General features: G+C 62.8%; 25 protein-coding genes. 9 read left to right on the top strand and 16 right to left on the bottom strand.

Going from position 1 to position 26,573, the window contains the following annotated elements:
* The first annotated feature begins 12 nt into the window (after positions 1-12).
* The 7 genes from Q0367_RS07085 (at position 13) to Q0367_RS07055 (ending at position 11,022) form a co-directional block, all read left to right on the top strand.
* Positions 13-417 carry a YdeI/OmpD-associated family protein gene (locus tag Q0367_RS07085; protein ID WP_297630808.1) on the top strand — a complete coding sequence of 135 codons (405 nt, stop codon included), beginning with the start codon at positions 13-15 and terminating at the stop codon, positions 415-417.
* Between the two features lie 201 nt (positions 418-618).
* Entirely contained in the window at positions 619-3,216 is a 2,598-nt protein-coding gene (gene topA / locus Q0367_RS07080) for a type I DNA topoisomerase (protein WP_298981343.1), read from the top strand.
* 438 nt (positions 3,217-3,654) lie between these two features.
* Positions 3,655-6,249, top strand: a complete 2,595-nt coding sequence (clpB, locus tag Q0367_RS07075) for an ATP-dependent chaperone ClpB (RefSeq protein WP_298981342.1) — start codon at positions 3,655-3,657, stop codon at positions 6,247-6,249.
* Positions 6,250-6,426: 177 nt separating this feature from the next.
* Entirely contained in the window at positions 6,427-7,674 is a 1,248-nt protein-coding gene (gene aroC / locus Q0367_RS07070; protein WP_298981341.1) for a chorismate synthase, read from the top strand.
* Between the two features lie 4 nt (positions 7,675-7,678).
* A complete protein-coding gene (locus tag Q0367_RS07065; RefSeq protein ID WP_298981340.1) occupies positions 7,679-8,260 on the top strand; it encodes an ATP-binding protein in 582 nt (193 codons plus the stop codon).
* Complete coding sequence (gene aroB / locus Q0367_RS07060; protein ID WP_297630822.1) at positions 8,257-9,864, top strand: 3-dehydroquinate synthase; 1,608 nt, start codon at positions 8,257-8,259, stop codon at positions 9,862-9,864. Before Q0367_RS07065 ends, aroB begins: the two co-directional genes overlap by 4 nt.
* Positions 9,865-9,873: 9 nt before the next feature.
* The gene (locus Q0367_RS07055) at positions 9,874-11,022 is read left to right on the top strand and encodes a sugar MFS transporter (RefSeq protein WP_298981339.1); all 1,149 of its coding nucleotides are present in this window, start codon (positions 9,874-9,876) and stop codon (positions 11,020-11,022) included.
* A gap of 45 nt (positions 11,023-11,067) precedes the next feature.
* On the opposite strand, the gene Q0367_RS07050 is transcribed toward Q0367_RS07055, so the two are convergent.
* On the bottom strand, positions 11,068-12,147 hold the full coding sequence (locus Q0367_RS07050) for a DUF4432 family protein (RefSeq protein ID WP_298981338.1): 1,080 nt from the start codon (positions 12,145-12,147) through the stop codon (positions 11,068-11,070).
* Between the two features lie 49 nt (positions 12,148-12,196).
* Positions 12,197-12,880 (bottom strand): Crp/Fnr family transcriptional regulator, encoded by a 684-nt coding sequence (locus Q0367_RS07045; protein WP_298981337.1) that lies wholly within the window; start codon positions 12,878-12,880, stop codon positions 12,197-12,199.
* Positions 12,881-13,080: 200 nt separating this feature from the next.
* On the opposite strand from Q0367_RS07045, the gene Q0367_RS07040 reads away from it, so the two are divergent.
* Positions 13,081-13,485 (top strand): hypothetical protein, encoded by a 405-nt coding sequence (locus Q0367_RS07040; protein WP_297630833.1) that lies wholly within the window; start codon positions 13,081-13,083, stop codon positions 13,483-13,485.
* A 572-nt stretch (positions 13,486-14,057) separates the two neighbouring features.
* Here Q0367_RS07040 and Q0367_RS07035 read toward each other — a convergent pair.
* The 14 genes from Q0367_RS07035 to Q0367_RS06970 all read right to left on the bottom strand — a co-directional run bounded on the left by Q0367_RS07035 (position 14,058) and on the right by Q0367_RS06970 (position 25,214).
* On the bottom strand, positions 14,058-14,480 hold the full coding sequence (locus Q0367_RS07035) for a hypothetical protein (RefSeq protein WP_297630836.1): 423 nt from the start codon (positions 14,478-14,480) through the stop codon (positions 14,058-14,060).
* Position 14,481: 1 nt separating this feature from the next.
* Positions 14,482-14,901: a hypothetical protein gene (locus Q0367_RS07030; protein WP_298981335.1), complete on the bottom strand. Its 420-nt coding sequence runs from the start codon at positions 14,899-14,901 to the stop codon at positions 14,482-14,484.
* A gap of 1 nt (position 14,902) precedes the next feature.
* Complete coding sequence (locus Q0367_RS07025) at positions 14,903-16,039, bottom strand: hypothetical protein (RefSeq protein WP_298981334.1); 1,137 nt, start codon at positions 16,037-16,039, stop codon at positions 14,903-14,905.
* A 10-nt stretch (positions 16,040-16,049) separates the two neighbouring features.
* Positions 16,050-16,370 carry a cupin domain-containing protein gene (locus Q0367_RS07020; RefSeq protein ID WP_298981333.1) on the bottom strand — a complete coding sequence of 107 codons (321 nt, stop codon included), beginning with the start codon at positions 16,368-16,370 and terminating at the stop codon, positions 16,050-16,052.
* Positions 16,371-16,391: 21 nt separating this feature from the next.
* Positions 16,392-17,348, bottom strand: a complete 957-nt coding sequence (locus Q0367_RS07015; RefSeq protein ID WP_298981332.1) for a protoglobin domain-containing protein — start codon at positions 17,346-17,348, stop codon at positions 16,392-16,394.
* 114 nt (positions 17,349-17,462) lie between these two features.
* Entirely contained in the window at positions 17,463-17,873 is a 411-nt protein-coding gene (locus Q0367_RS07010; protein ID WP_298981331.1) for a cupin domain-containing protein, read from the bottom strand.
* Between the two features lie 14 nt (positions 17,874-17,887).
* Positions 17,888-18,337 carry a cytochrome c gene (locus tag Q0367_RS07005; RefSeq protein WP_297630854.1) on the bottom strand — a complete coding sequence of 150 codons (450 nt, stop codon included), beginning with the start codon at positions 18,335-18,337 and terminating at the stop codon, positions 17,888-17,890.
* A gap of 57 nt (positions 18,338-18,394) precedes the next feature.
* A complete protein-coding gene (locus Q0367_RS07000; RefSeq protein ID WP_298981330.1) occupies positions 18,395-18,886 on the bottom strand; it encodes a nitrous oxide reductase accessory protein NosL in 492 nt (163 codons plus the stop codon).
* 41 nt (positions 18,887-18,927) lie between these two features.
* Entirely contained in the window at positions 18,928-19,758 is an 831-nt protein-coding gene (locus Q0367_RS06995) for an ABC transporter permease (protein WP_298981329.1), read from the bottom strand.
* 6 nt (positions 19,759-19,764) lie between these two features.
* A complete protein-coding gene (locus tag Q0367_RS06990; RefSeq protein ID WP_298981327.1) occupies positions 19,765-20,616 on the bottom strand; it encodes an ABC transporter ATP-binding protein in 852 nt (283 codons plus the stop codon).
* A gap of 13 nt (positions 20,617-20,629) precedes the next feature.
* Positions 20,630-22,096: a nitrous oxide reductase family maturation protein NosD gene (locus Q0367_RS06985; RefSeq protein WP_298981326.1), complete on the bottom strand. Its 1,467-nt coding sequence runs from the start codon at positions 22,094-22,096 to the stop codon at positions 20,630-20,632.
* 27 nt (positions 22,097-22,123) lie between these two features.
* Complete coding sequence (locus tag Q0367_RS06980) at positions 22,124-22,792, bottom strand: cytochrome C (RefSeq protein WP_297630868.1); 669 nt, start codon at positions 22,790-22,792, stop codon at positions 22,124-22,126.
* A gap of 136 nt (positions 22,793-22,928) precedes the next feature.
* Positions 22,929-24,917: a Sec-dependent nitrous-oxide reductase gene (gene nosZ / locus Q0367_RS06975; RefSeq protein WP_298981325.1), complete on the bottom strand. Its 1,989-nt coding sequence runs from the start codon at positions 24,915-24,917 to the stop codon at positions 22,929-22,931.
* A 63-nt stretch (positions 24,918-24,980) separates the two neighbouring features.
* The gene (locus Q0367_RS06970; RefSeq protein ID WP_297630874.1) at positions 24,981-25,214 is read right to left on the bottom strand and encodes an ATP-binding protein; all 234 of its coding nucleotides are present in this window, start codon (positions 25,212-25,214) and stop codon (positions 24,981-24,983) included.
* A 258-nt stretch (positions 25,215-25,472) separates the two neighbouring features.
* On the opposite strand from Q0367_RS06970, the gene Q0367_RS06965 reads away from it, so the two are divergent.
* Positions 25,473-26,462 carry a thermonuclease family protein gene (locus Q0367_RS06965; protein WP_297630876.1) on the top strand — a complete coding sequence of 330 codons (990 nt, stop codon included), beginning with the start codon at positions 25,473-25,475 and terminating at the stop codon, positions 26,460-26,462.
* The last annotated feature ends 111 nt before the right edge of the window (positions 26,463-26,573 follow it).

Genomic DNA, 26,573 nt, shown 5'->3' with positions numbered 1-26,573 from the left:
AAGGAGGATTTCATGCACGATCTACCGCGCGGCCCGCTGGCGATCCCCGATGAGGTGATTGAGCTGGAGACCGGACGCAAGTTCGAGGCGTGGTGCATTCTGTTGGACGCCAGCGGGGCCATCACCTTCAGCCATGCGCAATTGTTGGAGCATCTGGAGCGCATCTACGGGTTGGAGCCGCGTTGGGCGAGCACGATCGCCGTGCGCTATGAGGCGGCGCGCGGCATCGAACGCGAGGTGAACGTCCCCGCCGATCTGGTGGCGGCGCTCTTCTTTAAGGCGACGGCGCGACGCAAATTCGAGCAACTCTCGCGCGCCGACCAGCGCAGCCTGATCGCCTGGCTCGATGAGGCGGAAGATGCGCAAGAGCGCAAGGCGCGCATCGAGAGTTTAATCGAGCGCCTTGAATCCTCATGATCTGTACGCCTGGGCGGTTTGCAGTCGGCTGAATTTGTCAGGAGTTCACCCGCGCCTCTTGCGCCGTTGCAAAGGCGCTGATTTTTGTTTGTGGGAACGCTATGCTACACTGGCTGCGTTTCTCAAGTCGGCGACCGCGTCGCCGACTTCTTGTTGCAAGATTTTGGGACGGATGCGTGCGTCCGCAGTGGTGCGTGAAGCATGGGAAAAAAACTCGTTATTGTCGAATCGCCGACCAAGGCCAAAACGATCGGGAAGTTTTTGCCCAAGGAGTATCTGGTGAAGGCCAGCATGGGGCACGTGCGCGATCTGCCGGCGTCGGCGGCGGAGATTCCTGAAAAGGAAAAAAATAAACCCTGGGCTCGCCTCGGCGTCAACGTAGAGGCGGATTTCGAGCCGCTCTATGTCATCCCGGAGAGCAAACGCAAGGTCGTCGCCGAGCTGAAGGCTGCGCTCAAGGACGCCGAAGAGTTGATCCTGGCCACCGACGAGGACCGCGAAGGGGAGAGCATCGGTTGGCACCTGCGCGAGGTGCTAAAGCCCAAACAGCCGGTGCGGCGCATGGTTTTCCACGAGATCACGCGCGAGGCGATCGAACAGGCGCTGCGCGAGACGCGCGATCTGGACCTGGACCTGGTGCACGCCCAGGAGACGCGCCGCATCCTGGATCGATTGGTCGGCTATACGGTGTCGCCGCTGCTCTGGCGCAAAATTGCGCCGAGGCTTTCCGCCGGCCGCGTGCAGAGCGTGGCGGTGCGCCTGCTGGTGCAGCGCGAGCGCGAGCGCCGCGCCTTCGTCCCGGGTCGCTACTGGGACCTGCGCGCTTTGCTCAACAAGCGGCCTGACCAGCCCGGCCATCGCTTCGAGGCGACGCTGGTTTCAGTGGGCGGCAAGCGGATCGCCACCGGCCGCGACTTCGACGAACACACCGGTCAGATTGCAGCCGGCAAAGATGTGCTCCTGCTCAACCAGCAGGAGGCCGAGGCGCTGCGCACGCGCTTGCTCAACGGCGAGTGGACGGTGGTCGAGGTGGAGGAAAAGGACGCCACGCGCGCGCCCTACGCGCCCTTCACCACCAGCACCCTGCAACAGGAGGCCAACCGCAAGCTCGGCTTGAGCGCGCGAGAGACGATGCGCATTGCGCAGAATCTCTACGAAAACGGCTATATCACCTACATGCGCACCGACTCGGTCCACCTCAGCGATGAGGCGATCCACGCCGCGCGGCGGCGCATTCGCGAGATGTACGGCGAAGAATATCTCAGCCCTTCCCCGCGTCGCTATCAGACGAAGACCGCCAACGCCCAGGAGGCGCACGAAGCGATTCGCCCGGCCGGCGACCAGATGATCCCACCAGACAGCCTCCCGCTTGAAGGCCGCGAGAAGGCGCTCTACGAGCTGATTTGGAAGCGCACGATCGCTTCTCAGATGGCGAACGCGCGCCTGAAGCTGCGCACGGTGACGGTTGCCGTAGACGACGCCCTCTTTCGCGCCAGCGGCCGCACAATTCTCTTCCCGGGCTTCTTTCGCGCCTACGTCGAAGGCTCGGACGATCCCGACGCTGCACTAGAAAGTCAGGAGCAGCCGTTGCCCGCCTTGAGTGTGGGGGAAGTCGTCGACTGTCGCGATCTGGAGGCTATTGGCCACGAGACGCAGCCCCCGCCGCGCTACACTGAAGCGACGCTGGTCAAAGCCCTGGAGGCGGAGGGCATCGGTCGCCCCAGCACCTACGCCACGATCATCGACACCATTCTGCAGCGCGGTTACGCCTTCAAGCAGCGCAAGGAGCTGGTGCCGACTTTCACCGCCTTTGCTGTGACCGCGCTGCTCGAAAAGCACTTCCAGGAGCTGGTGGACCTCAAATTCACCGCCAACATGGAGCAGCGGCTCGACGACATTGCGACGGGCGCAGCCGATCATCTGGCCTATCTGCGCGAGTTTTATCTCGGCGAAAGCGGGCTGGAGCATCAGGTCAAGAGCCGGGAGGCTGCCATCGATCCGCGCGAGGCAAGCACCGTGGCGCTCGAAGATCTCCACGCCGAAGTGCGCATCGGACAATACGGCCCTTTCGTCGTGCGTGAGGACAACGGCGAGCGACGCACCGCCGGCCTGCCGCCGACGCTGCCGCCCGCCGATCTCACCGACGAGTTGGTTGAGGAGCTTCTCAACAAGAAGGTGGAAGGCCCTCAGGTGTTGGGGGTCGATCCCGAAAGCGGCCTTCCCGTGCTGCTCAAGACCGGACCCTACGGCCCTTATGTGCAGCTCGGCGAAGACGATCCCAACAGCAAAACCAAACCAAAGCGCGCCAGCTTGCTCAAAGGCATGACTCCGGAGGAGTTAACCATCGAGACGGCGCTGGCCTTGCTCAGCCTCCCGCGCACGCTGGGCGAGCATCCAGAGACGGGCAAGCCCGTGCAGGCGGGCGTCGGGCGCTTTGGCCCCTATGTTGTGCACGACGGCGTCTACGTCAACTTGCGCCCACCCGATTCGGTGCTGGATATCGACCTCGATCGCGCGCTGGAGCTGTTGGCGACCAAGGCCAACGGCGGCAAAGGACGCGGGGCGAGCAAGACTGTGCTCAAAGAGCTGGGTGAGCATCCGGAAGGCGGCGCCGTGCAGGTGCTCGAGGGGCGCTACGGCCCCTACGTGAGCTGGAAAAAAGTCAACATCACCATCCCCAAAGAGATGCAGCCGACCGACGTGACGCTGGAGCAGGCGCTCGCCTGGATCGCCGAGAAACAGACGAAGCCCAAAACCGCGCGCAAGCGCGCAGCCAAATCTACAAAAACGGCTGCGTAACAAAAGAACTTTCATTTCACTCTTCGCCCCTCTTCGATCCTGCCCCAGCGGTTGCGCCTGAAACAGATGGTCGCACTCGGCGGGCCCTCACCCCCCGACCCCCTCTCCCAATGTTGGGAGAGGGGGAGACAAGGACTTCGTAGCTGCGGCTCGCAGCCGCAGGTCCTCGACAGCCCCAAAAGCCGTGGGAAAATCGTCGAAGCGCAGGCTCTCGGCGGGCCCTCACCCCCCGACCCCCTCTCCCAATGTTGGGAGAGGGGGAGCTGGGGCTCGCAGCCGCAGGCCCTCGGTGACCCCAAGAATCTGCGTAATTCCCAACGGATATACAACGTTTACATTTCTCCAATGTAATTCAAATACCAAACTGCTACACTGGAACCATAGTAAATGTCAGAAAATATTCAGGGACAATAAGCGTCCGTTCAGGAGGGATCAATCATGCGATTCGATAAATTCACCCAGAAAGCGCAGGCCGCCGTCTTAGAGGCGCAGAGCCTGGCCGAACAGAGCCGGGCCGCCACGGTTGAGCCTGAGCATCTTTTATATACGTTGGTTCATCAGGAAGGCGGCGTGGTGCCGTCCTTGTTGGCGCGCATCGGCGTCGATACAGAAAGCCTGGATCGCCTGCTGCAGCAGGCTCTGGCCGCGTTGCCGCGCGCCCAGGGCGCATCGGTGCAGGTCGGTTTCAGCCGGGCGCTCGCCGACATTTTGACCGACGCGCAGCAGCTTGCCAACAACATGAAGGACGAGTACACCTCCACCGAGCATCTGTTGCTGGCGATGCTTTCCAGCACGCACAAAGTGAAACAGCTGCTGGCGCGGCTCGGCATTGATTACAACGCCGTCATTCAGGCGCTGGCGGCGGTGCGCGGCAATCAGCGCATCACCAGCGACAACCCGGAGGCGCAATACGAGGCGCTGAAGAAATACGGCCGCGACCTCACCGAAGAAGCGCGCAAAGGCAAACTTGACCCGGTGATCGGCCGCGACGAGGAGATTCGCCGCGTCATTCAGATTCTGAGTCGGCGCACCAAGAACAACCCGGTGCTGATCGGCGAGCCGGGCGTCGGCAAGACGGCGATCGTCGAAGGTTTGGCGCAACGCATCGTCAAAGGCGACGTGCCCAGCACGTTGCGCGATAAGCAAGTCGTGGCGCTCGACATGGGCGCGCTGTTGGCGGGCGCGAAATACCGCGGTGAATTCGAGGAGCGGCTCAAGGCGGTGCTCCAGGAGATCGTCAAATCCGAAGGCCGCATCATCCTGTTTATCGACGAGATTCACACGCTCGTCGGCGCCGGCGCAGCCGAAGGCGCTATGGACGCCGCCAACATGCTCAAGCCGATGCTGGCGCGCGGCGAGCTGCACGCCATCGGCGCAACGACGCTCGACGAATACCGCAAACATATCGAGAAGGACGCAGCGCTGGAGCGGCGCTTCCAGCCCGTATTCGTCAGTGAGCCCAGCGTCGAGGACACCATCAGCATCCTGCGCGGCTTGAAGGAGCGCTATGAGGTGCATCATGGCGTGCGCATCACCGACAGCGCCGTGATCGCAGCGGCGACGTTGAGCCACCGCTACATCACCGACCGCTTCCTGCCCGACAAGGCCATCGACCTGATCGACGAGGCCGCCAGCCGGCTGCGCATGCAGATCGACTCCAAGCCGCAGGAGCTGGACGAGATCGACCGGCAGATCATGCAGCTGGAGATCGAGCGAGAGGCGCTGAAGAAGGAAAAGGACGAGGCCAGCCGGCAGCGCTTGGAGGAGCTGGAGAAAGAGCTGGCCGAGCTGCGCGAGAAGAGCGCACAGCTGACGGCTCGCTGGCAGGCGGAGAAGGAAGCGATCCAGCGCGTGCGGACGATCAAAGAGCAGATCGACCAGGTGCGCATTGAGATCGAGCAGGCCGAGCGCGCTTACGACCTGCAGAAAGCCGCCGAGCTGCGGTACGGCAAGATGCGCCAGTTGGAGGCGGAGCTGGCCCAGGCCAATGCCCGCGTGCAGGAGCTGCAAAAACAGGGCGCGTTGCTCAAGGAGGAAGTCGACGCCGAGGAGATCGCGGAGGTCGTCAGCAAGTGGACCGGCATCCCGGTCGCGAAGCTGTTGGAGAGCGAGCGCGAGAAGTTGCTGCGCATGGAGGAATATCTCCATCGCCGCGTCGTCGGCCAGGATGAGGCGGTGCGCGCCGTGGCCAATGCCATTCGCCGCAGCCGCGCCGGCCTGCAAGACCCGAACCGCCCGATCGGCAGCTTCATCTTCCTGGGCCCCACCGGCACCGGCAAGACGGAGCTGGCGCGCAGCCTGGCGGAGTATCTCTTCGATGACGAGCGCGCGCTGATTCGCATTGACATGAGCGAATATCAGGAGCGGCACACCGTTGCGCGGCTCATCGGCGCGCCGCCCGGCTACATCGGCTATGACGAAGGCGGTCAGCTGACCGAAGCGGTGCGTCGACGGCCCTATTCGGTGGTGCTCTTCGACGAGATCGAGAAGGCGCACCCGGAGGTCTTCAACGTGCTCTTGCAGGTGCTCGATGACGGCCGCCTGACCGACAGCCAGGGGCGCACGGTCGACTTCAAGAACACGATCATCATCATGACCAGCAACCTAGGCAGCCAGTACATTCTGGACGTCGCCGAGGTGGATGAGGAGGTCGAGCGCCGCGTGCGCGAGGTGCTGCGCAGCCACTTCCGGCCGGAGTTCCTCAACCGCATCGACGAGATCGTGGTCTTCCATGCGCTCAAACGAGAGCAGCTGAAGGAGATCGTCGAAATCCAGCTCGAACGGCTGCGCAAACTGTTGGCCCAGCGCCGCATCACGATCGAGCTGACCGACGCGGCCAAGGAGCTGATCGTCAGTGAAGGCTACGACCCTGCCTTTGGCGCCCGCCCGCTCAAACGGGTGATCCAGCATCGCATCGCCGATCCGTTGGCGCTCGAGATCTTGCAGGGCAAGATTCAGGATGGCGATCATGTGCTGGTCGACGCCATCGGCGACCAGCTGACTTTCACGGCGGTCGAGGTGCTGGTCGAGTAAAACCCAGCCGCCAACAACTTCAAATCGCGGCGCAGCCGTGTGCAAAAGAAGCGCTGCTGCGCCGCTTTTTTTCGTCTTGTTTGTTAGAACTCCACGCGCTTGAGTTTGCGCGAAATCTCCAGATCGGTGGACGCATCTGCGCTCCTCCATAATCGAATATGGTATAATCTGTCCACTATGGAAATTCTTGGAGGTCCGCTCTTCGCGGTGGCCGGCGCCGGAGAATCGCACGGGCCGGCGATCACTACGATCGTCTTCGGCTGCCCGCCGGGATTGTATCTGCGCGCGGCCGACATCCAGCGCTATCTCGATCGTCGCCGGCCGGGCAGCAATCGACACGGCACGCCTCGCCGCGAGGATGACACTGTGGTGCTCCTTTCCGGCCTTTATCAAGAGAATCTCGACGTCCTGACCGCGGGGCCGACGATCTCGGTGTCCTACGGCGCAGAATGCTCGACGACGACAGGCTACGCCGAGGGTTACACCACCGGCGAGCCGATCGCCGCCGTCGTGCTTTCGACCGCCAAGAAATCGGCCGATTACGCGCAGTTCAGCGGGCCGACCGGCGAGGTGCGCCCGGGCCACACGGATCTGGTGAAGTATAAAAAGAGCCAGGGCTTCGTCGATCCGCGCGGAGGGGGGCGCTCCAGCTACCGCTCCACGATCAGCGACGTGATCGGCGGTTCGATCGCGCGCATCTTTCTGGCCGAACGCTTCGGCGCCGTCATCCTCTCCTCGATCTGCCAGGTCGGTGAGCTGCGCGCTGCAAAGACCCTGGCTGCGCATGTGGAGTCCCTGGCCGGCGCCGGCGGGCGCGTGCCCATCGAGCCGCTGGCCGAGCTGGAGGCGGCGATGGAGGCGGCGGAGATTCACTCCATCGACGCCGATTTTGCCCGTGCGGCAGGCGAGCTGATCAAACGCACGCGCATCGAGGGCGACTCGCTCGGCGCCGCAGTGGAGGTGGTGGCCGTCAATCCGCCGCCGCTGGTCGGCGACCCGCTCTATCAAAGCCTCAAGGTGCGCATCATGGGCGCGCTCGGTGGTCTGAACGCTGTGCAGGGCGTCGAAGTCGGCGACGGTTTCGCCGTCGTCGAACGCCGCGGCAGCGAAAACAACGACCCGATCCGCAGCACCGGCTATCAACGCAACAGCCACGGCGGGTTGATCGGCGGGGTGACGACCGGCATGCCGCTCGTCTTTCGCGTCGGCTTCAAGCCCACTTCCACCATCGTCAAGCCGCAGCAGAGCGTGCGCAAGGACCTCAGCGAGATCGAGTTTCGCCTGCAGAAGGGGCGCCACGACCCCTGCGTCGGCGTGCGCGCCGGCGTCACCCTGGAGTCGCGCGTGGCGATCGAGCTGATGAACGCCGTGCTGATGCACGCCGCCATGCACGTGGACCCTGCCCACTTTCGCCTGTTCGTTTGATCGTATGTCCTCCGTCTCTCCTTTCGGCGACAGCACGTCCATCTCCATTCCGCTGACCCTGATCGCCATGAAAGGGCATCCGGCCACCGGCAAGAGCGCCGTGGCGGAAACACTTGCGCGGCGATTGCGGGTTCCGCTCATCGACAAGGACGACATCAAGGACTACGTCCTGGAGATGCCCGACGCCAACGAACTCGCTTACCGAATCATGTGGCGGATCGTCGAAACGCAGCTTAGTTTGGGGCTAAGCGTAATCGCCGTCTCGCCGCTTTCTTATCCCAACGGGTATGCACGCGCCCAAGAAATTGCGGCGCAGCGCGGCGCGCGTCTGTTGATCGTGGAGACCGTGCTCGACGAAGCGGAATGGCGACGGCGGCTCGACGCACGGCAGCCCGGCGACTCGACGCACAAGATCAGCGGCTGGCCCGCCATGCAGGAGATGTTGTGTCGCTACGATGGCTGCTGGCGGTATCCGATCAAACCTGAACATCATCTGATGCTCGACACGGCGCAGCCGCTGGAGCAGTGCGTGGCCGCCGTCCTTGAGCGGCTTAAAACGCCTCAACAGAAAGAGTCTTCCGTATGAATCCATCGGAAATTTCAGACGGCAACATCATCCTCACCGGCTTCATGGGCGTGGGCAAAAGCACCGTGGGGCGCATCCTGAGCCAACGCCTGGGACGGCGCTTCGTCGATATGGACGACGTGCTGGTCGAACGGTTCGGCAAGCCCATCCCCGCCATCTTCGCCGAGGATGGGGAAGAAGCCTTTCGCGCGGCGGAAGCGCAACTTTGTCGAGAACTGGCGCAACAGCGCAATCTGGTGATCAGCACGGGCGGCGGCGCGCTGGTCAACCCGGAGAACCGTCGCGCGCTCGAAGCCAGCGGCGCCGTCGTCTGTCTTCATGCGTCCGAAGAGGAAATTCTGCGGCGACTGGCCGACGCCAACGATCGACCGCTGTTGCCCGGGGAAGCGGACGAGCGCCGCCGACGCATCCATCTTCTGCTTCAACAGCGCCGCTACGCTTACGGGGCCATCGCCTATCAGGTGGACACGACCTCGCTGAGCGCCGAAGAAGTGGCCGAGCGCGTGCTCGACGCTGCGCTCGCCAACCAGGAGGCGCCGGGGTTGAATCGCATCCCTGTGCGCTCGCCGTCGGGCGATTACGACCTGCTGCTCGGCGAAGGGCTGCTCACCCACGCCGGTCGCTTGCTCCTGAATCGGGGAGTGCGCCCCGGCGTCGCGGCCGTCGTCACCAACGAGATGATTCTTCCGCACGCCGAGACGGTGAGCGCCAGCCTGCGCGCCGCCGGTTTCGAGCCGACGATCTGTCTCGTTCCCGAGGGCGAACAGCACAAGACGCTGGAAAATGTGCGGCTGCTCTATGATCAATTCGTTGCAGCCGGTCTGGACCGCCACAGCCCGGTGATCGCCGTCGGCGGCGGCGTCATCGGTGATTTGGCGGGCTTTGCAGCCGCCACTTATCTACGCGGCGTTCCCTTTGTGCAGGCGCCCACCTCGCTGCTGGCGATGGTGGACGCCTCGGTCGGCGGCAAGGTGGGCGTTGACCTGCCGCAGGGCAAGAATCTCGTCGGTGCGTTCAAGCAGCCGGTCGCCGTGTTGATGGATGTGGCGACGCTCTCCACGCTGCCTTCGGATGAATTCCGCGCCGGCCTGGCCGAGGTGGTCAAACACGGGATCATCGGCGCGCCGCAGCTCTTCGTGCAACTGGAGGAGGAGGGGCCGGTCAACCTGTTGCAACTGGTGGCGGACGCCGTGCGCGTCAAGGTGCGCATCGTCGAGCAGGACCCCTTTGAGCGCGGGGTGCGGGCCACGCTCAACCTCGGACACACCTTCGGCCACGCTATCGAGCAGGTCAGCCGGTATCAGATGCGCCACGGTGATGCGGTGGCGGTCGGCATGACGGCGGCCGCCAACATGGCCGTCGAGCTGGGGAGATGCGACCCTGCGCTGGCGGCGCGCATCCACAACTTGCTGGAGCGACTGGGGCTGCCGACGAGCGTCTCCGGCTTCAGCGTCGACGCCATCTACGCCGCCATGGCGCAGGATAAAAAACGCGTTGGCAAAACGCTGCGTTTCATCATTCCCCAGGCGCTGGGAGACGTCATCATCATCGACGACCCGGGCGAAGCGATCGTGCGCCGCGCCATTGCGTCGGTCATTGCGTAGGCGGGCATCGTGGGCGCCTTCCGACGCGATCGCTTCACCTGGCTCGCCTACCTGCTGCTCGGCTATTTCGCCTATTTGCAGGCCTCGTTGGGGCCGTTGATGCCCTTCTTGCGCAGCGAGTTGCACCTGGGTTATGCGGAGGGCGGCCTGCACCTGAGCGCCTTCGCCGGCGGCATGATCGCCGCCGGCTTGAGCGCTGCGCCGCTGGCGCAACGGATGGGGCGGCGCACGCTGTTGTGGGGCGGCGCCATCAGCATGACGCTTGGCGCTCTGCTCTTGATGAGCGGGCTCCATGTTGCGGTCACCCTCAGCGCTGCGCTGGGGATGGGCTACCTGGGCACGCTGCTTTTGGTCATGATTCAGGCGGCGCTTTCCGACCATCATGGCGCCTTGCGGGCGACGGCGCTGACCGAAGCGAACATGCTGGCGATGCTTTGCGCAGGGCTTTCGCCGCTGATGGTCGGGCTGTGGGCGCGTACGGCGGTCGGCTGGCGCGGGGCGTTGCTGACGGCGGTGCTGGCGCTTGGCTGGATTGCGCTTTTCAACAGAAGCGTTCCGATTCCCTCCCAGACAAGTTCGTTCGAGCGACGCGCTGCAGCGAAACGGCTGCCGGCTTCTTTTTGGGCGGTGTGGCTGGCGCTCATCATGAGCGTGGCGATGGAGTGGTGCATGGTGGCGTGGAGCGCCGATTTTTTGACCGGCGCCGTCGGTCTGCCTGCGACGGACGCCGCCATGCTGGTGAGCGTCTTTTTCATTGGCGCTCTGCTTGGCCGTTTCGCCAACAGCCGATGGACGTTGCACGCATCTCCACGCACTTTGCTGTTGGCGATGCTGGTTGTGGTGGCGATCGGTTTTCCGGTCTTCTGGCTGGCGAGGACGCCGCCGGTCGCTGTGATGGGGTTGGGCGTCGTCGGCTTTGGCGTCGGCGCGCTTTTCCCGCTGGGGCTGTCGATGGCCTTAACCATCGCCGCCGATCATGCCGACGCCGCCAGCGGATGGGTCTCAACGGCCGCAGGATTGGCGATCCTGATTGCGCCCTTTACGCTGGGCGCGCTGGCAGACCGCTATGAACTGAACGCAGCCTTCTCCGTTCTCCTCTTGTTCAATGCAACTGCGTTGATCATCACAGCCGCAGTGCGTCCCAGGAGGCTCGGGTGAAGGCATTGCCGGCTGAGAAGTCGCGAAATACGCACCACGCAACTTTCATGTGGCGTAATCTTCCAGCGTAATGGAAGACGGCTGGCCGTGCCGTTGTAAAAGCGCCACGCGCTCCAAGGCTCGCTGCACCGCTTCGGCGCCATCGAGCACGGTGAGGCGATTCCAGAATCGATGACGTTCACCGGGGGCGAGATGAATGAGACGGCCATGGCGCTGCGCCCGATTTTGACCCTCCGGCAGACAGTTGCCCGGCTCCACGCCGCAGACGTAGGTTCCCTGGCGAAAGTTCTTCCACTGTGTAAGGTAGGGTTCATGCGTGGCGTCCCACTCCAGCATCAGGCCGAAGGTCTGCGAAGCCAGCACCGCCGCCGCTTGTTTGCTCTCATCGAGCAGAACCTGGTGGAAGAAGACCTCCTCCAGATGACGCGGCGCCGCGGCGTGATAGTTGGGCCAATCATGCAATGCCGACGCCGCCTGCATGTCGCGCGGAACCACGGCGGCGTGCGCTACATGGAGACGGACGCCTTCCTGCACGAGCGGATAGCCAAAGTTGAAATGGTGGAGCAACATGAAAGGCGTCGGCGCATCGTAGCGATTTTCGACGACGTCGATGATCTCGACCGCCGGCTCTCCCAGGCTGAAACGCACTGTGCGCGTCAGATGGAGCTGTTCGCCGAAGAGCGAAGCCTCGGCCACCTCGCCTGTCACCTCGGCGACGTAGCGTTCGGCTTGCCAGCCGCCGTGCACCGCCACGTTGTAGGCCCGCAGCAAACTGAAGTCGCCATGCAGATCTCGGAATTGGCCGCTGCGCTGGTCGCTTTCCGGCGGGCCCACATGGCGCAACCCACAAGTGACGAGCACGCCGCCGTTGAAGAGGCGCAGCCAGCCGGCGCCGAAGTCCGCCGCATGGGGAGACCCCAGGCTGATCCAGGTCAACGGGCGCCCGTTGTGGGCCGCCAGCCAGATGTCCAGGCCGCGATCGGGCAGCAGCGTCAACGTCAGGCCGCTGCTGTTGTAGCCGTCGATGACGCGCAGCCCGTTAGGCAAGACCGACTGTCGCCAGTCGATGAACTGGCGCATGTCTACGCTGTGTCTTTCCAGTGTAGAGCGGTTCAGGTCAAACATATTGCTCTTCTCCCGCGCAGTCAAACGTGTCAACGCGATCCAGCGGATGTTAAATTTCGGCCTCTTCCTCGAGGCGTTTGCGGTCGACGATGACGATCTGCTGTCGCTGCATTTCAATCAACCCCTCGACGATGAACGCCCGCAACGTGCGCCCGACCACCTCGCGCACCGTGCCGAGATAGTGCGCCATTTCTTCCTGGGTCAACGGCGGAGGCGATTCACCACGCTCGACGGCTCTGGCCTGCTCCAGTAATAGTTTGGCAAGGCGGCTGCGCACGTTGCGCATCGCCAGGTCTTGCACCTGGTTCACCAACCGCCGCGCCCGATGGGCCAAATTCTCGATCATCGCCCAGGCCAGCGCCGGTTGGTTCAGCACAATAGCGCGAAGATCCTCGCGCGTGATGCGCCAGAGCCTGACATCCGTGTGCGCCACCGCAGTGGCAGGGTTCGTTCCGCCATCCATCGCTGAGACATCGTTGAAGGTGTCGCCGCGCTGCATGAAATGCAGAATGTGCTCGCGCCCTTCCTTCGAGTAACGACAAATCTTGACGATCCCTGATTCCACCAGAAAGAGGCCCGCCGTCGGCTCCCCTTCCAGAAAGATCACCTCGTTGCGCAGGTAGGAGTGAGGCGTTGCAACTTCGGCGAGCGCGCGCACAGCTTCGAAGGGAGCAGATTGTAGGAAGCCTGCCTGCCTCCAGAGTTCGATAGCTTCAGTTCTTGCGGCGTTCACGTTTATTATTGTAACGGGACAGGCGACGCCTGACAATTGCCGAGATCGATCTACGCTCCGCCCCGTTGTTGAAACCCTCTTGCAGAACGGCAAAAAAAGTGCTATGATTTGAAAGGAGGCGCCAGCGCAGATCGGTTTGTTTCCCTTCGCTTTCATTTCGTCTCGATATTTCCATCTTGAAACACGAAAAAGGAGGATTTATGGCGAAGAGTCGTCCCATTGGCATCACCATCCTGGCGATTCTGGCGTTGCTGGGGGCGTTGGTGGCCGCGTATTATGCATTCCAATTGTTCACCGTCTCCACCGTAGGGTTGTTCGGCGGAAGCGTGCGCTTTTTCGCTTTCGGCGTGTTGGGGGCGGCGCTGTGGGCCATCATGTTTTTGATCTACCTTTGGGTTTTCCGTATGTTGTGGAATTTAGACCCACAAGGATGGACTTTTCTGGCGATCATTTCGACGTTGAACTTAATCCTTGCGCTTCTATCGCTCTTCGGCGAAAGCAGTCTCCAGGAGATGTTGCCGTCGATCCTCATCAACGGCGTCATTTTGATCTATCTGCTGTTGCCTGGGACGAAAGCCGCCTTCGGCATGCCCACGAAGCGGTGATGACAGTTCCCCGCCAACGAGGGGAATCGACGGCGTTGTTGCGTGTTCCGTTGAATTTGTGCAGACGTTTTATGCGGCTCGCAGCCGCAGGCCCTCGGTGGATCGAGGTGGGCCCTCACCCCCTGCCCCCTCTCCCAATGCTGGGAGAGGGGGAGAGCGGCGTCGGTGCGGCTTCCAGCCGAAAATGCACCGGATTCACCGTAGCTGCGGCTGCGAGCCGCAGGCCCCGGCAGACCCCAAAGCCGTGGGGAAAGCCCTCACCCCCTGCCCCCTCTCCCAATGCTGGGAGAGGGGGAGAGCGGCGTCGGTGCGGCTCCCAGCCGAAAATGCACCGGATTCACCGTAGCTGCGGCTGCGAGCCGCAGGCCCCGGCAGACCGAAAAGCCGTGGGGAAAGCCCTCACCCCCTGCCCCCTCTTCCAAGGCTGGGAGAGGGGGAGAAGGGAGCACCGTAGCTGCGGCTCGCAGCCGCAGGCCCCGGCAGACCCCAAAGCTGTAAGGCCTTGAGGAATGCGAAGAAGTGCAGTTCGCAGCTGCGCTTCCACTTTGAAGGGGAGTGATTTTAGGGCGCCTTCACTCAGAGGACGTTGCGTTGATCTCCATCAGGGGTTTGACGCGCGGCCATGCGTGGATCGCAAACGCGGCCACGGCAGTCGCTTCCGCCACTCTTCCCAGCGTCAGCCATCCTGCTTCCCAGTTGAGCCAGCCGGCGAGCACCACCATCCAGACGCCGACGTTCAACAAAAAGAACGCCGCCCACGCCGGTTTTTCGTTGCCGCGCTGCGTCCGCCACCGCGGCAAAATCCAGAAAGCGACGCCGAAGGCGAGCTGCAACGTCCAGCCGAAGAGGAGGAACTCGATGTGCGCCGGCAGCAGCCGCCAGAGCCAGGGGCCAAAAGAAACGCCCTTGTTGGCGAGCATCAGCGCGCCGAAGGTGAAGCCGAGCGCCAGATAGACCAGCGCCGCGCGCACAAACCAGACGCTCAGGCGAGGCATGTCACTTCTCCTTGACGCGCGGCCAGGTGTTGACGACGAAGGTCATCCCCGCCAGCCACTGCAAGAGCGCCGCGCACACCACCAACCATCCCCAACCCGGCCAGGCGCTCACGATCTGCGCCGGCTCCGCCGCCACGCGCAGCAGGAGCCCGAGATTGAGTAGCCAGAAGGTCGCCAACGCCAGCGCATCGTAGCCGCGTGGACGCTCCCGACTCCACTTGGGGAACATCCAATACGCCACGCCGACGATCAGCTGCATCACCCAGCCGACCATGAAGAGATGGAAATAGACAGGCGCCAGGCCGTTGACCAGCGCAGGCAACGCAACCAGAGGACGCAGTGCAAGGAAAAGCCCGACGCCGAATGAGGCGATCAAATAGACCAGGCTGGTTTTGACAAAAAGACGCGTGATCGGAGGCATATTACGATTTTACGACGAGCGAAGCCTTCTGCTTCGCGGCGACGCCTTCCCTGCGAGGGCGCAGCGCAGTCACCGTCGTCAGCAGGAAGAGCAAGATCGTGGCCGCGTTGAGCAGACCGCCCCACAGACGCCCCTCCCACCAGCCGAAGAGGTTGCTGCCGACGCGCACGAGCAGCGTGATATGCAGCAGGAGGAGCGGGATGTAAAAGCGAGCCGTGTACTGCATCGGAACGCTCAGCACGGCCGGGAAAATAATTGGCGCATGGGCGAAGATCATGGCGAAGACGAAGCCCAGAAAGACGCTGTGCATCGCTGCGTCGTAGAAGGGGCCGGCGGTTGCACCGGCGTAGCGCATCAACAACAAGGCGCCCACCACCAGCCAGACGTAGCCGGAGATCAACGCCAGCGCCGTGAAGCGCGCCTGCCCCCCCGCCTTCATGCGGCGTTGGGCGATGTCATAGCGCAGCAGCCACAGCCCGATCAGCAACAACCCTGCGCCGCTGATGGCCATGCCTGTGGCGAAGGCAAAGGCGCCGACCCCCAACCCCAACGCCAGCGTCCCCACTGCGATAAGGAAGGAACGATATCCCCAGGCCGAAAGCTTGAGCATTCGGCTCAGCTCCAGCCGCTCCCCGGCGATCGTCAGTACGAGGAAGCCCATCCACCAAAGCGAGGCGACGGACAGAGGGCGCCCCAGCGTCCACAACAGATTGCCGACCACCCATGCGCCGCCGCCGGCGGCCAGCGTCGCCGTGAAGAGGGCGGGCTGCAATTGCACCAGGCTGATGAGCACCAGGGTGACGATGACGCTCCCGGCCGTGACCAGCAGCGGGCCCAGGCTGCCGCCAATGCCCGCCAGCGAGACTATGATGCCAAGTGCGGCCAGCGCCGGGCCGGCGTACGCCCAGCGCTGGCCGGTGCCGACAGCGCGTTCGAGGCCGATCAGGACGCCGAGAAAGCCGCACGCCATCAACGGTCCGTGCAGCGCCGGCAACGTATGTCGCAGCGGCGGCAACCCTCCCCATCCCAGGCGAATCAGCCCGGCCCACATGCCGAGCAACAGCCCTGCCATCGCCAGCGCCAACAGCGCCACGCGCACCGCGCGCGCCGCCGGCGTGACCGTGGTTTGCAGTCGCATCGCCTCCCTCTCACTTCCCTAACATGTACAAAAGCATGCGCATGGCGCTTTGCGCCTTGACGCTATGGGGCAGATTGGGCGCCATGCGGATCAACAGCCCTGCGCTCGCCTGCACGCTTTCGCCGCCCAGGGTGATGATGGCCTCGCCGTCGAGCACATGGATCAGCGCCTCCCGCGTCGAGGTGTGCTCGGTCAGCTCCTGACCCGGCGCAAAGGCGAAGAGCACGATGCGCACCGTCTCGCTCGTGTAAAGCGTGCGGCTGACGATGCTCTCCGGCGGGGCGACGAGCGACTCTTGCAGGGCGGTGATGAGGGTGAAGCGGTCTGGCATGATTGCTCCTGAATCCTATCGCTATCTTCCCGGCGGGAAGATGTGAATTTCATCGCCTGCGCGCAACGGCGTCGACGGACCGCCGACGTAGCTGAGGTCTTTGCCGTTGAGCAACACGCGCCACATCGGCTTGACCGTGTAGAGCCGATTGACGGTGAACCAGGGCGTGCCGTGGCTGTCGAGTCGCTCGCCGCCCGCCCATTCCACATCGAAAACTTCGCCGCGGCTCTGCGGGAAATAGTTGAAGAATTTGCGCAGCGCCGTCTCCACCGGCGCACCCTCATCGACGTGCACGGTCAGCGACTGCACGCCTGTCACGGTGCGCATGCGTCCAAAGAGTCTGAAGGGGACGCCGATTTCTCCCTGGTCGATGGCGATGGCCGCCTGGTAGCCCATCTGCATGAGGTGCAGATGCAGCGTCAGCGCTTTATTCCAGCCCGCCATCGCCAGCGGCGCAGACGCATGGCCGGGCATCTCCTCCATGATGAAACGGCCAAACGTAGCGTTGACCAGGCTGATCGAACCGGTCACATACACCGGCGGCACATGGATGCGTCGCGGCCCGTGGGCGGCGTGATATTTGCCAGCGCGGAAAAGATAGTTGGCCAGGTCCGCGCTGAAGTCCATGCCGAGCAGCCGCGCCAGCCAGACGGTGAAAAAGCGGCGCCGCTCGGCCAGGTGCGCAGGGTCGGCGCCGCTCTCCCAGCCCAGGATGGCGGCGGTCTCCGGGTTGTGCAAGAGATAGTCGTATGTGGCGACGACCAGCTCGTGCCCGCGCCGGAAAAGCGCCTCCACGGTGGTCAGCATCGCCTCCATTTCAGCGTCGCTCAGGGCGAGGAATTCGCGCATGCGCGCCCATTCCTCCTCCGGCAGCGGCTCCAGCCGGTCGATTGTCCAGCGTTCCGGCCTTCCGTAGCCGTTCAGATCGGCGAACGGATCGCCTGTTCGTTCGAGCGTTTTAAGGAATGTCGTCGTCATCGTCGCCTCCTGATGGTGCGTGCTTCGTGTTGCGTGGTGCGTGTTCCGTGGTGCGTATTCCGTGAGGTTTGGCCTCTTTCTTGAAGCGGAACACGAAACACGCAGCACTTTCCCCTATGCGCCAAACCAGCGCGTGAACCGTTTCTGGATGGCGCGCGCCAGCAGTTTGCCGAGATGTCGCGGATAGACGCGGTCGTGGCAGGTGACGCGCACCGTCCACAGTGCATCTGACTCGTTGCGCAGGCTATGGGCGCAGCCAGCGGGCACGAAGACGCACTTGCCCGCCGCGCCGGCGATCTGACGCCCCTCCACCTCGAAGACGCCCTCGCCTTCCAGCACGTCGAAAATTTCGTGCTTGTTCTCGTGGATGTGGCGCTCGATGGTTGCGCCGGGAGGCACCACGAGCAGATAGGCGTGCACTTCCTCCCCGCGGAAGAGCCTCACCAGTTGCACGTCGCGCGTGCGCGCGTTGCGATAACTATAGACGTTGAGGGCGCCCGGTTGGGGTGCGATGGGTTGGGCCATGAGTTTCTCTCCGTCTATTGATGGATCGAACGCAGATAGGCCACGATGTCGGCGATCTCCTGGTCGGTCATGGCCGGGTTGCCGCCTTTGGGCGGCATCGCGATGCCGGTGGTGTTGAGCGGGTCACTGGCGTCGCGGCCGCGCTTGATGAACTCGATCAGTTGCTCGTCGGTCTGTTGCGCCATCCACTCGCTGGTGGTGAGGTCTTTGCCCAGGCCGGTCACCCCTTTCGCGTCTGGACCGTGACAGGCCACGCACGCAGTGGCGTAAATTTTAGCGCCGTTGGCGGCGTCGCCGACAGGTTTTGCAGGAGCGTTCGCCACCGGTTGCTGCGCTTCCTGTTGTTGCACGGCGGCCGGCGGCGCAGTCGGAGCAGCCTCCTCCTTTTTATCTCCGCCGCCGCAGGCCGACAAAATCAGCGCCGACAGAAGCATCGCAGTGATAAGCGTCATCCGTTTGAACATAATCACCTCTTCTAAAAATGAACGAAATGGTTCGGAATGTCAAGCAACCTCACAAAATCAATGATGGTGCTCAGCCATTGCCAGCTCGATCCGAAGATGATCCCAATCGAGCGCAGCGCCTCCCACCTCAGCGGCGAAGCGTTCAGCCGCCGATGGGTCGGCGAAGGCGGCGACGCCGAACCCCATCGGAGAGCGGATGGCGTCGCTTTTTACATACGTTGCGCCTTGCGCGTCAATCCACTCTTCACTGTCATAGTCATGCACCCAAATTCCTACAGGCGTCAGCTCTGGATGTTTACGCATATAGACGACCATGTCGCCGATGTCGTCGAAGGCCAGGCTCTTGTAGTGACCTTCGCTTTCCGCATAGGCGAATGAGCTGGCGTACTTGGGCTGACTGATGATCATGCCGCATTCAGTGCAAGTAGATTCTCCATAGCGAATATCGGCGGGTTTCGGTTCTGCAGGATTGTTGCCGCACGCCGTCAACAGGAGCATGAATAGCAGAACAATCATCGCCCGCCAGCTTTGCAAGATCGTTTCAGTCATTGTTGCACCTTTTTCAAGACGACCTTCCACCGGCATTTTTCCTAAAAATCTCCGCGCCTCTGGAAGCGTGCATAGGCCGCCAGCGCAGGGAGAACGATCCAGGCCGCCATCAGCGCCAGGAAAATGATCCGCAGGCGCTGCCCGTATTCTTGCATGGCGTAAATTCCCGCCGGACCAAGCAGGTCGAGCGTGGCGTTGATGTCCAGGATGGCGGCCATTTTGAAGACCTGCAGCGGGTTGAGCAACGAAAGCCAGAGCAGTTGCCCAACCGAAAGCCGCATGGTGAGCGCCGTGCCCATCAGTCCCAGATCGCCCAGAAAGACGAACGCCAGCCAGAGGAACAGCCCGCCGCCGATGGCGACGCCGGCGCGCTTGGACATGGCCGACACCAGAACGCCGACGCTCAACATGGCGAGGCTGAGCAGGTAGGTTCTCCCCATCAGGCCGACGTAGGCTGCCGGCGAGCCGGCGCCATCGGAGATGGCCAGGACAACCCCTGCGATGCCAAAGCCCAATCCCACCGACGCCAGCAGGCTCATCGCCAGGCCGAGATACTTGCCCGCAAAGACCTCGACGCGCGTCACCGGCTGCGCCAGCAGATAGGCGAGCGTGCCCTGCTCTTGTTCGTGCGCCAGGCTCTGGGCGCCGACGGTCAGCGCCATGAGCGGGATGATCAACAGCACCAGGTTGATCAAGCTGGCGGCGGTGCGACCAAAGCCGGCGAAGCCTGCGATGCCTGCGCCCGCCAGCGACATGTAAGAGAGCGCCAACGACAGCCCCACAAAGGCGGCGGTGTAGAGCAGGAACCAGCGGTTGCGCAGCGCGTCGCGCAGCTCCTTCTGCGCCAGGGTCCAGATGACGGTGATGTTCATGGCCGATCACTCCACCTCAAAATCGATCACTTCGATGCGGGCGCGGCTGAGCGTGTGAATCGGCCGCGCCTTTTCGCCGTGCGAAACGTCGACGATCACGCCGATGCCGTTGCGCCGCGCCGCCAGCCCCTCGCCTTGCAACACTTCGAGCGCGCGCTCCACCTCATGTCCGGGCACGATGAACTTCACCTGCGTGCGCAGGCCGACGCGCCGCGCCAGGCTGGCGGAGTCGCAAGTGAATTGCAGCCGCCCGCGCTCCATCACGGCCACCGCATCCGCCAGCGCTTCGACCTCTTCGATGCGATGCGAGGTGAACAGGATGGTTTTGCCTGCGGTCTTGACCTGCGCCAGAAGCTGAAGAAGTTGGCTGCGCGCCGCCGCATCCAGATTGGAGGTCGGCTCGTCCATCACCAGCACCGGCGGATCGGAGAGCAGCGCCAGCCCCAGAGCCAGGCGCTGTTTCATGCCGCCGGAGAGCGCGCCGACCGGCTTCGCGAGATGCTCGCTTAAGCCGACCTGCTCCAGCACCGGATCGATGCGCTCGGAGGGCGCACCTTTGAGCCGGGCGTAAAATGCCGCCATCTCAACGGCGGTCATCTCCTTGTAAAAAGCCAGCTCCTGAGGCACGTAGCCGATGCGTTGGCGCACCGCGCGCCCCTGGCGGCGCACGTCCAGGCCGTCGACTCGAATGGCCCCCTCAAAGCGCAACAGCCCCAGCAGGCACTTGATGACGGTGGTCTTGCCGGCGCCGTTTGCGCCCCACAAGGCAAGCGCGCTGCGCTCCGCCACCTGCAACGTGAGGTGATCGACGGCGATGAATTTGCCGTATCGTTTGGTCAAATCGATGCATTCAATCATGGTTGCCATCCGACTATGAACGGGCCGTCGCCCGATGCGTCTTGCCCACGTTTGCATTTCGTCGTCCCCGCAACCCGCGCCTTCCCGTCCACACGATGAACAGCGCCGCAGCGACCATGGTCAGCGCCACGAGCAGGTTGGCCGTCGTGGGCGCAGGCTCCAGCCCCGGCGTCGGCGGCAACGCAGGCGGCTGCATCAACGGCGCCGGATCGCTGAGGCGCGGCTGCGGCGCAAAGAGCGGAAACGCCTTCGCCGCCAGGTCCAACGCATCGACGGCCGGGCTGAGCTGGAAGAGCCGCAGTTCCGGATGCACGCCGGTCAGAGTGTCGTAGAGGCTCTTGGCCGCATAGGGCAGGTCGCCGATGGCGTCCCCGTCGGCGTCGAAGCCGGCGTAGTCGCTCCAGTAGTTGCCGCGACCCTCCATCGCCCATTCGTTGCGCAGCAAGTCGCCGCCGCCGGCGACGGTCACCTGCTGGCCGTTGTCCAGGAAAATGTTGTCGCGGAAGCGGTTGCGCTCCGTGTTGGGCAACATCTCCAGGCCGATCTCGTTGTAGGCGAACAAATTGTTGCGATAGGTCACCGTGCTCCCCGGCCGCAGCGGCGAGCCGTCCGAATAGACGCCGACTCGGTTGGACAGAATGCGGTTGCCTTCGAGAAGCACGTCGTTCGCCTCTTTGAGACCGACGCCATAGCCGCTCGGGCCGCGGTTGTTGATGATCAGGTTGCGCCGCAGCTCGAAGCCACTCCCGTACATTACGTAAACTCCGACCGAATTGTTGCGCAGAATGTTCTCCTCAATCACGTGCCGGTCGGATTGCATCAGATGAAGGCCGTAGCGACCGTCGGCGAAGTCGTTGCCGCGCACAGGGCTGTCGGGCGAGTACCAGAGGATGGCGTCGCGCGTGTTGCGCATGACGTTGCCCTCGACCAACGTGCGGGGGCTGTAGAAGATTTTCAGTCCATCCCCGCGTCGCGAGATGGGCAGATCCATGCCGTAAATTGTGTTGCCGCGTACGACGCTGTCCGCTGCGCGCTCCAGATAGACGCCGAACAGTGCATCTTCGATGCGGTTGTTTTCGATCACGCTGTTGGGCGCCGAAACGCGGATGGCGCTGTCCTCGCGGTCGAGCGAAGCGCCGCTGCCGCGCACGACGAAGCCGCGCAGCGTCACGTTGGGCGCCGTGATGACGACGACATGGCCCTGGCCGTCTCCTTGAATCACCGGCCAGAGCTGGCCTTCCAGCGTCAGCGGCTTATCGATCTGGATGGGGCCGGCGTAGACGCCGGCGGGCACGAGCAGCGCATCCCCGGGTTGGGCGGCGTCGATCATGGCCTGCAAGGTGGCGTGGCCGCACTGCGTCGTCTCCCTGTCCGATGCAAATGCATGCATCTGAAGGGCGAGCAGAATGAGGCCGGACGCAAGCAGAGTCGCCAGCACGATCTTGATGTTTGAAACGCTGGAGGGCAGACGCTTTGTCACCGTGCACCTCTGAACCGTCAGACGCGTTCAACCGGCCTTCGCCGCTTGCTTCTGCGCATCCACCAGCGGCTTGTAGGCGCGGCGGTGGAAATATAGCCCGATCAGAATCAACGCCGAAGCGACGAATGCCAACCACAGGCCGATCTCCGGATAGGCCTCGGTGCGGAACTGGGCGATCTTGCCGACGCCCAGGGCGGGCGGCACGAACGGCTTGACGCTGCTCGACAGCGGCGCGGTCGGGTCGAGATTCTGGCCGAAGTTTGCAAGCCAGAACTGCAGGTCGGCCAGGAAGAAAAAGGGCAACAGCAGGCCGGGCAAGGCGAGCAGCGCCGCCCACCAGTTGTGCACGAAGATGGCGGCCAGAATCAACAGCGCAATGCCGGTGATCGCAAAGATGGAGACCTGCATCTCGAACTGCGCCGCCTCCCCCAGCCGGCGCATGCCGATGTAATGGTTCAGCCCATCGATTTCGGCGACGTCTCCCTGCAGTTGATTGACGTAGGCGACGACCTTCAATCCCTGTGGATACTGGGGCGCGTGCAGGGTGAGGCTCCAGTAGGGCAGAAACATCGAAATCACGATCAGGATGGCCGCCGCCGCAAAGATCAGCGTCGGGATCAGGTAACGCGTCCGATGCGCCCTCAGTTCATCGGCCGGAACGCGCGGGCCGAGCAACTTTTCCATGTCTGCAGTCATAAACCAACCCTCTCTTTCTGCACTCCTCGCTGAGCGCAGCGGTCGGAGAGAGGAGGCGATGAGCGCCTGAGAGACGAAACCCAATGCGCAACGGCTCTGTTCTCTCCAACTCCTCACTCCTCTCTCCCTTTCCTTCTTACGGCTGGACGAACATGTATCCCATCATCTCCAGGTGCAGCGCCGAACAGAACTCGGTGCAGTAGAAGGCGAAGACGCCGTCGTTGACTGCATCGAACTCGAAGGTGGTCGTTTCACCCGGTTCGATGCTCAGGCTGATGTTGTAGCCGCCAAGCTGGAAGCCGTGAGTGGCGTCTTTGGCGGTCTCGATGTTGGTGATGTGCCAGATCACGTGATCGCCCTTCTTGATCTCGATATGATCCGGCGTCAGCCGCGAACGGATCGAGGTCATGAAGATCTCCACCTGGTTGCCGTTGCGCACGACGCGCTCCTCACCCGCCTTGGTGGCGTATTTGGAAGGCGCCTGTGCGATCGGATCCCAGCCGACTTCTGGGTAAACGTCCCAGGCCTTGATTTTGTCCGTTTTGATGATCTGGGCGTAGTGCGGCTCGCCGATGCCCATCGGCATGTCGTAGATCACCTTCATTTGCCCGCTGCTGATGTCGAGCAACTGGATGTTCTGCGGCAGCAGCGGCCCGATCGGCGCAAAGCGATCGACCGCCCATTTGTTCAGCGCCACCAGATATTTGCCGTCCGGGTTGACGGTGTCGCCCTCCGCGGCTGCGATGTGGCCGACGTTATATTGCACCGGCGTCTTCTCGACCAGCGCATAGGCGCTCGGATCGTCGCCGCCCAGCTTCCAGCGAGCGATGGCGCTGTCCAGGAAGAGGCTGGTGTAGGCGTAGCCCTGGTCGTCGAACTGGGTGTGCAGCGGACCGAGGCCAAGCTCCACCTGGGCGTGCATGACGGCGTCGAAGTCGAGCACCGGAATGCCGTAGTCGTCGGTCGTCCATTTTTTGTCGGCGATCGCCTGCTTGATCTTGTCGATCGAGTAGACCGTCACGTGCGGATCGAGTTTGCCGGCCACGACGATGTACTTGCCGTCCGGCGATACATCGACGCCGTGGGGGCTTTTCGGCTCCGGCGCCAGGTAGAGCACGCCTTCCGCCGCCGCCGCCGGGATGCGGATCAATTTCATGCCTTTGAGCGTCTCGTACTTGCCGGCCTTGATGACTTCTTCTGCACGTTTCCAGTTGATGATGTGCAGGTAGTCCATGTCGCGCTGGCTGACGCCCGCCTCGAAAGGTGGATTGCCTTCTGTGACGCCGCCGGTGTAGAGCTCGGAATTAAAGGAGTTGCAGAATGCCCATCCGTCGGAGGCCAGCTTGCCGGCGTCGCAGAGGTCTTGCCAGTACGGCGGAATCTCGACGGCGAACGACTCTTCGGGAAGGATGCGGCCCTTCGCGCGGTCGAATTTCCAGAAGGTGATGGTGCCGCGATATTTCTCTTTGTACTCGGAGATCGGCGCGTACTCCCAGCCCAACGGCGTGTTGTACTGGCTGGCCTGCACCACGTACTCGGTGTTCGGCGTGACGAAGGTGGAGCCGTGCGCGCTGATCAGCAACGGATCCTTGACGATCTGCTTGGTTTCGAAATCGCGCAGATCGACGACGGCGACGCGAGCGTGCGTCTTGTCGTTGATGAACAGGTATTCGCCGTCATAGTCTCCGTTCGTCTCGCTCAGCGCAGGATGATGCGTGTCGCCCATGCGAATCTTGACGCCGTTGACATTGCCTGCATCCAGAATCTGCTCCGACTCCCTGGAGCCGAATCCATACCCCTGCCACGACTCCGGCGTGAAGACGGCGATGTTTTTGAGGATGCGCATCGAGGGAATGCCGGCCACGATCACGTTGCCGGAGTGACCGCCGGACATGAACAGCAGATATTCATCCACCTTGCCGCTCGGGGTGTAGGTCTTGAGCGCAGCGGCGATGTCATCCGGCGTCAGACCGCGCGCGGCGGCGATCTCCATCGCCGAGGCGGGGAGTCCTCCCTCGACGCTGACCGGCGCCGGGGTGGGCGTCTCCTCTTCGCCTCCACAGGCCGCGATGCCTATGGCGACCAATGCGATCACCAATGCAATCGTCAAAAATTTCTTCATCATTCTCTTCTCCTTTGTGAAAAAACAAGGCAACGATATGAGAACCGACGATCTACTTTCAATTTCTCAGCTTTCGTCTTTCGCCTGTTGACGTCCGGCAAAGACAATCAGAAATGGCAGCGCAATGGCGTCCACCGGGCAGATGTCCTCGCAAAAGGTGCAATAGATGCAGCGTTCCGGGTAAAGCAACATCGCCTTGCCATGCATCTGCGCCAGCGCCTGCGGTGGACAAATCTCGACGCATCGTTCACAGCCGGTGCAACGCACAGCGTCAATTTGTGGAAGCAATGAATCGTTCATCAGTACCCCTCTGATCCAGCATGAAGATGCGTCTGAACGCATGCGGATCAGGCGCAGCGCACAAGGTCATTCTTTTAAACAGCAGAATAAGAGGCTTTCTGCGCCGACGCTGCGACTTTAGTCTCAGGGAGGCCAGGCGGAAGTTTTTTCGATTCTGGGGAAAGATCTGACGAAAGTGCGAAGGATGGAGCCGATGCAAAACGATATAATTAGTGGTAGGTGAAGGTCGTTGATTCCTCCGAGCAAAGGACTTTCATGATGAACATCCAATCAGTGATCTCTTCCATCTCTTTGAATGGGCGCAATCGACGGCTTGCGCTGTTGTTGATCTGCCTGTTGCTGACGTTCTGGACATCTCCCCTCGCCGCCCAGAACGATTTAGACGCCCCTGTAGCCGCCACTGTGCTGAGAAATGCAAATCTGCGCGCCGGCCCCGGCACGAACTTCGCCATTGTGGGCAGCGCTCGCGCCGGCGACGTCGTGCAGATCGTCGGGCAAAATGCAGCCGGCAACTGGTACAGGCTGGACACCGGAGCGTGGATCGCCGCCTTCCTGGTGCGCCTGGAAGCCGAGGAGCCGGCGAGGCCCGTAGCAGGCGTCCCTGTCGGCGCCGTCGCCGCCCAGGTGGTGTACGTCGTCGACGGCGACACGATTCGCGTGCGGCTCAACGGCGTCGAACATTCCGTCCGTTACATCCTGATCAATGCGCCCGAGTCCGATCAACCGTTCGGCCCAGAGGCGACCGCCGCCAATCGCCGCCTGGTCGAAGGTAAAACGGTCTATTTGCTCAAGGATGTCAGCGAGACGGATCGCTACGGTCGCTTGTTGCGATACGTCTTTCTAGCCGATGGAACGCACGTCAATGCAGAATTGGTGCGTCAAGGCTATGCGCAACTTGCCACCTTCCCGCCCGATGTAAGCCGGCTGGCGGAAATCCGCGCCGCCGAACAAGAAGCGCGCGCGGCAGGGAGAGGACTCTGGGGCGCAGAATCTTCCGACCCTTCGCCGACACCGACGCCCTCCAGGGGCGGAGGCAACCCCTGGCCGGCGTACACGTGCGAAAACGATCCCTCTCCTCCTCCCAATCCGGCCTGTCCCATCAAGGGCAACATCAGCCGCAACGGCAAGATCTACCACATGCCGGGCCAGCGCGACTACTGCAGAACCGTGATCGACGTACGCCGAGGAGAACGTTGGTTCTGTTCTCCTCAGGAAGCGGAGGCGGCCGGATGGCGCGCAGCGCGATGATGAAATCGGGGTGGGAATTGCACCCTTTAACAGGGAAGCGCCTGGCAGCGTCACCTCGGCGCTCGTGTTCGCCGGGATGACGATGTGCAGGCGCATCCTGCCTCCCTCGAT

It is taken from the genome of uncultured Caldilinea sp. (assembly GCF_937128415.1).
In the GTDB taxonomy this organism is placed as follows: Bacteria; Chloroflexota; Anaerolineae; order Caldilineales; family Caldilineaceae; genus Caldilinea.
This window is presented reverse-complemented; position numbering and strand designations above follow the sequence as displayed.